This window comes from Cellulomonas septica (assembly GCF_012396155.1).
Lineage (GTDB): Bacteria > Actinomycetota > Actinomycetes > Actinomycetales > Cellulomonadaceae > Cellulomonas > Cellulomonas septica.
The window spans coordinates 1-2,730 of record NZ_JAAXOY010000493.1 but is presented as its reverse complement, the minus strand read 5'-3'; the positions used below and the strand labels follow the sequence as shown (position 1 = coordinate 2,730).

At 75.0% G+C, this 2,730-nt stretch carries 4 protein-coding genes; all 4 read right to left on the bottom strand.

What is annotated here, in order from left to right:
* Positions 1-230 (bottom strand): translation initiation factor IF-2 N-terminal domain-containing protein (locus HGA02_RS15585; RefSeq protein ID WP_168679978.1); only part of this gene is annotated, 230 nt, incomplete at its 3' end.
* Positions 231-392: 162 nt separating this feature from the next.
* Entirely contained in the window at positions 393-641 is a 249-nt protein-coding gene (locus tag HGA02_RS15580) for a YlxR family protein (protein WP_307720294.1), read from the bottom strand.
* Between the two features lie 113 nt (positions 642-754).
* Positions 755-1,828 carry a transcription termination factor NusA gene (gene nusA / locus HGA02_RS15575; RefSeq protein ID WP_225916401.1) on the bottom strand — a complete coding sequence of 358 codons (1,074 nt, stop codon included), beginning with the start codon at positions 1,826-1,828 and terminating at the stop codon, positions 755-757.
* 1 nt (position 1,829) lies between these two features.
* Positions 1,830-2,411 (bottom strand): ribosome maturation factor RimP, encoded by a 582-nt coding sequence (locus tag HGA02_RS15570; protein WP_168679974.1) that lies wholly within the window; start codon positions 2,409-2,411, stop codon positions 1,830-1,832.
* Between the last annotated feature and the right edge of the window lie 319 nt (positions 2,412-2,730).

The following is a 2,730-nucleotide window of genomic DNA, read 5'->3' as shown; positions in this document are numbered from 1 at the left end:
CTTCCGATCTCCGGGGCCGCGGGCGCGGCGGGAGCCGGGCGCGCAGCGGCCTTCGGTGCCGAGGCACCGCCACCTGCGGGGTAGGTGTCGCGCAGCTTGCGCACGACGGGCGGCTCGATGGTCGAGCTCGCCGAGCGGACGAACTCTCCGAGCTCGTTCAGCTTGGTCATGAGGGTCTTGCTGTCGACTCCGAGCTCCTTGGCGAGCTCGTAGACGCGGACCTTGGCCACATCTCTCCTGTCCTGGCCCGCCCCCGGACAGGGTCGGACCGTCGTTAGTGCTGGGTACTCATCGCTGGGTACTCATCGGTGCGTGCTCATCGGGTAGCCATCGGCTTCCAACCCGCTTCCTTCTCGACGATCGGCCACGTCACCAGGGGGACCCGGTGACGCTCACTGCTCGTGCTGCTCGAGGTGCTCGTGGACCGCGCGCGTGCCGGGCGGACCCGGCAGCCGCAGGGCCCGCCCGAACGCCCTGCGGCGTTCGGCGAGCTCGAGACAGGCACGATCGGGGTGCAGCCACGCTCCCCTGCCCGGCATCCGGCGACCGACGTCCACGACCAGCTCCGGGACTCCGGGACCGGCGGCGGGGGCGACCACCCTCAGCAGGGCTGACCTCGGGCCGGTCGCTCGGCACCCCACGCACGTCCGCACCGGGCCCACGACTGCCACCACGGGTGCGGGGTCGGGGGTCCGCCTGCTCGGCGAGGAGAGCCGGGCATCCGGCCCAGCCGTCGACAGTCTACCCCTCCGCGTCACCGGTGCTGACCGGCGCCGCCCCGCGGGGCCTCGCCGGCGTCGTGCCGGGCCGCGCCGGCGGCGGGCCCGCCGTCGGCCCCGGGGACCTCGGCGTCGGACCGGATGTCGATGCGCCAGCCGGTCAGCTTCGCGGCCAGGCGGGCGTTCTGGCCCTCCTTGCCGATCGCGAGCGACAGCTGGTAGTCGGGCACGACGACGCGTGCGGCACGGGCCGCCTCGTCGACGACCGTGACCGAGACCACGCGGGCCGGCGACAGCGCGTGCGCGATCATCTCGGCGGGGTCGTCGGAGTGGTCGACGATGTCGATCTTCTCGCCGTGCAGCTCGGCCATGACGGCGCGGACGCGGCCGCCCATCGGGCCGATGCACGCGCCCTTGGCGTTGACGCCTGCGACCGTCGCGCGGACGGCCATCTTGGTGCGGTGGCCGGCCTCCCGGGCGATCGCCGTGATCTCGACGGTGCCGTCGGCGACCTCGGGCACCTCGAGCGCGAACAGCCGGCGCACGAGGTTCGGGTGCGTGCGCGACAGCGTGACCTGCGGACCGCGCGGGCCGCGGGCGACCTCGATGACGTACGCGCGCAGCCGGTCGCCGTGCACGTACTCCTCGCCGGGCACCTGCTCGTGCTGGGGGAGCACGGCCTCGGTGCCGCCGACGTCGACGAGCACCGTGCGCGGGTCCCGACCCTGCTGGATGACGCCGCCGAGGACCTCGCCCTCCTTGCCGCGGAACGTGCCGAGGACCTGGTCGTCCTCGGCGTCGCGCAGCCGCTGGACGATCACCTGGCGCGCGGTCGCGGTCGCGATGCGCCCGAAACCGTCGGGGGTGTCGTCGAACTCGGGGGTGTCGACCTCGACCGGTCGGCCGTCCTCGCCGACGGGCTGGGGCTCGCGCGCCCACACCGTCACGTGCCCGCTGCGGCGGTCGACCTCGACGCGCGCCCGCGGGTGCGACCCCGGGGTGCGGTGGTAGGCCGAGAGCAGCGCCTGCTCGATCGCCGAGACGAGCACGTCCAGGCTGATCTCCCGCTCGCGCTCCAGCAGTCGCAGCGCCTGCATGTCGATGTCCATGTCAGCCTTCCCGTCCGGCGGCGTCGGCACCCGGGCCGGCCACGTCGTCGTCGTCCACAGGGCCGAGGCCGCTCAGGTCCACCTCGACGCGCGCGTCGCGCACGTCGGTCAGCAGCAGCCGGACGGGGTCGCCGGTCTTCGGGCGACGACCCTTCACGCCCGGCGTCACCGGCACCACGACGACCGCGTCGTCGGCGTCCGTCGTCCCGCGCTCCACGGCCGCCAGGCGGCCCGCGACCGTCCCGCCGTCCACGAGGCGCACGGTGACCGAGCGACCGACCGCGCGGGCGAAGTGCCGGCGCTCCGTGAGCGGACGCGACACGCCCGGGCTCGACACCTCGAGGGTGTACTCCCCCGCCACGACGTCCTGCGCGTCGAGCGCGTCGGACACCGCTCGGGTCACGTCGGCGACCCGGTCCAGGTCGAGCTCGCCCTCGTCGTCCTCGGCGACGTCCACGACCACGCGGACCACCGACCGGGCCCCGGCCCTCGCCACCTCGACGTCCTCCAGCAGGAGGCCGATGCCGGCCACCGCCGGTTCGACGACCTGCCGGACCCGCTGGGCGGGTGCTGGCGCGACCATGGGAGGGCCTCCTGTCGGATCCGACGGGTCACCGGCACGCGGCTCGACCCTGTGATGTTGTGGGACCAGCGTAACGAGTCCGGGCACACCCGTCGGTCGCCGCGTCGACGCGCCACGTCGCCGTGGGAGGATCACCGGCGATGAGCGCACCGAACCACCCGACCGCCGCCCGCCGCCGGCCCGTGCCGCTCCGCCGGGCGGTGACGCTCGTCGTCGTCGCGGCCGATGACCGCGAACCCGGCCTGGCTGCGGCTCAAGGCGCGCGTGAGCCCCACGCCGCTGCGGCTGGTCGCCGAGGCCGAGCCCGTCGCCGCCGGAG

Coding starts and splice junctions, on each gene's coding strand:
- nusA (WP_225916401.1), bottom strand. CDS start 1,828: ATGGACATCGACATGCAGGCGCTGCGACTGCTGGAGCGCGAGCGGGAG.
- HGA02_RS15570 (WP_168679974.1), bottom strand. CDS start 2,411: ATGGTCGCGCCAGCACCCGCCCAGCGGGTCCGGCAGGTCGTCGAACCG.